Source organism: Roseibium sp., from assembly GCF_025698965.1.
Taxonomy (GTDB): domain Bacteria; phylum Pseudomonadota; class Alphaproteobacteria; order Rhizobiales; family Stappiaceae; genus Roseibium.
On the sequence record NZ_JAILWL010000627.1, the window covers coordinates 1 to 3013 of the forward strand.

The following is a 3013-nucleotide window of genomic DNA, read 5'->3' on the forward strand; positions in this document are numbered from 1 at the left end:
CAACGGGCCCCGGTTGCCGGTGAAAGCCTGCTCGACCGTCAGCAGGCCTTCGGCTACACCCAGGAAGACATCAAACTTCTGATGATTCCGATGGCAACCGTTGGCCAGGAAGCCATCGGCTCCATGGGTACCGACACACCGATTTCGGCACTTTCCGACAAGTCGAAACTGCTCTACACTTATTTCAAGCAGAATTTCGCGCAAGTCACCAACCCGCCGATCGATCCGATCCGCGAAGAACTGGTGATGAGCCTTGTGTCCTTCATCGGTCCGCGTCCGAACATTTTCGATCTCAAGGGCCTGTCCACCTCCAAGCGCCTCGAGGTTCGTCAGCCGATCCTGACCAACGAGGACCTGGAGAAGATCCGCGCGATCGGCGATATTGCCGACAACCAGTTCTCCGCAAAAACGCTCGACATCACCTACAATTCCGAAAAAGGCGCCACCGGCATGGAAGGTGCGCTGGAGGAATTGTGCCAGCGGGCCGAAAAGGCGGTACGTGACGGCTACAACATCATCATTCTGTCCGACCGTCTGATCAGCCGGTCCCGGATCGCGATCCCGGCATTGCTGGCAACCGCGGCAGTGCATCACCACCTGATTCGCAAGGGACTAAGGACGTCTGTCGGTCTGGTTGTTGAAACCGGTGAGGCCCGCGAAATTCATCATTTCTGCGTTCTGGCCGGCTTCGGTGCTGAGGCGATCAATCCGTATCTGGCTTTTGAAACCTTGCTGTCCATGCATATGGAAATGGACTTCCCTGAGGAAGTTGATCAGTACGAGGTTGTAGAACGCTACATCAAGTCGATCGACAAGGGCATTTTGAAAGTCATGTCCAAGATGGGCATTTCGACCTACCAGTCCTATTGCGGCGCGCAAATATTCGACGCGGTCGGACTTTCTTCCGAATTCGTCAAGAAATATTTCTTCGGAACGGCAACCATGATCGAGGGCATTGGCCTGACCCAGGTTGCCGACGAGACCGTCTTGCGCCACGCCGAAGCTTTCGGCGATGTTGCGATCCTGCGCCGCTCCCTCGAGATCGGTGGCGAATACGCCTACCGGACCCGCGGCGAAAGCCACATGTGGACGCCGGACTCCATTGCAACGCTGCAGCATGCCGTTCGCTCCAATCTGCCGGACATGTACCGGGCATTTGCCAAGGAAGTGAACCAGGAAAGCGGCCGCTTCGCCATCCGTGGCCTGTTCCGGATCAGGTCCGCCGACGAAATCGGCCACACATCGATTGATATCGACAAGGTTGAGCCGGCCGAGAACATCGTCAAACGCTTTGTTACCGGTGCGATGTCCTTCGGCTCCATTTCCCGCGAGGCGCATTCGACGCTTGCGATTGCCATGAACCAGATCGGCGGCAAGTCGAATACCGGTGAAGGCGGTGAAGAACCGGAGCGCTTCAATCCGTTGCCGGACGGTTCGTCGAACCCACAGCGCTCTGCCATCAAACAGGTTGCATCCGGGCGTTTCGGTGTGACAACGGAATATCTGGTCAACTCCGACATGATCCAGATTAAGGTTGCCCAGGGCGCCAAGCCCGGCGAAGGCGGGCAGCTTCCGGGTCACAAAGTCGATGCGGTCATTGCCAAGGTTCGCCACTCAACACCGGGCGTCGGCCTGATCTCGCCGCCACCGCACCACGACATCTATTCCATCGAGGATCTGGCGCAGCTCATCTACGATCTGAAAAACGTCAATCCGGAAGCCGATATCTCGGTCAAGCTGGTGTCGGAAGTCGGCGTCGGCACAGTTGCGGCCGGTGTTGCAAAGGCTCGCGCCGACCATATCACCATTTCCGGCTATGACGGCGGCACTGGAGCGTCACCGCTCACCTCCATCAAACACGCGGGCAGCCCGTGGGAAATCGGCCTTGCCGAAACCCAGCAGACGCTTGTTCTGAACGGACTGCGCTCACGTATCGCACTTCAGGTCGATGGTGGTCTGCGCACGGGTCGCGATGTCATCATCGGCGCGCTTCTTGGGGCGGATGAGTTCGGTTTCTCAACGGCTCCGCTGATTGCCGCAGGTTGCCTGATGATGCGCAAGTGTCACCTGAACACCTGCCCGGTCGGTATTGCCACCCAGGACCCGGTTCTGCGCAAGCGCTTCAAGGGAGCACCCGAGCACGTCATCAATTACTTCTTCTATGTTGCCGAGGAAGTACGCGAGCTGATGGCAGCGCTCGGTGTCGAAAAACTGGACGATCTGATCGGACGTTCGGACTATCTCGACAAGAACCAGGCGATCGAACACTGGAAGGCGAAGGGTCTCGACTTCTCTCGCATCTTCTTCCAACCGGAAGCGGCCGCGGAAGAAACCCGCTGGACAGCTCGTCAGGAACATCCGATTGTCGATATTCTCGACCGCCGCCTGATCTCTGCCGCCAAACCTGCATTGGACAGCAAGGAACCAACGGTCATCGATGAAACCATCTGTTCGGTCGATCGGTCTGTGGGCGCGATGCTGTCCGGTGAAATTGCCAAACGGTATGGCAACAAGGGCCTCAAACACGCCGACACTCTTAAAATCAATCTGAAAGGCACGGCAGGACAGGCGTTCGGCGCCTTCGTCGCTCGCGGTGTCACGATTGATCTGGTTGGCGACGCCAACGACTATGTCGGCAAGGGCCTTGCAGGTGGCAAACTCATTGTTCGCCCACCGGAAAACACACGCATAGTCGCAGAGAACTCCATCATCGTCGGCAACACTGTGCTCTATGGGGCCACCGAGGGCGAATGTTACTTCCGCGGCGTGGCTGGCGAACGGTTTGCAGTCCGCAACTCCGGCGCCGTTGCTGTGGTTGAAGGCGTTGGCGATCACGGCTGCGAATACATGACCGGCGGTGTCGTCGTTGTCATCGGTCAAACAGGCCGAAACTTCGCAGCCGGCATGTCGGGCGGCATCGCCTATGTTCTCGATGAGGACGGAACTTTCGGTTCACGCTGCAACCTTGCCATGGTCGACCTGGAGCCGGTGACGGAAGAAGACGATCTTCTTG

1 protein-coding gene is annotated in these 3013 nt (G+C 57.9%); it reads left to right on the forward strand.

The window, feature by feature from the left end; genetic code table 11:
• Positions 1 to 3013: glutamate synthase large subunit (gene gltB / locus K5905_RS30720; RefSeq protein WP_297591523.1), on the forward strand; the 3013-nt coding region annotated here is incomplete at both ends.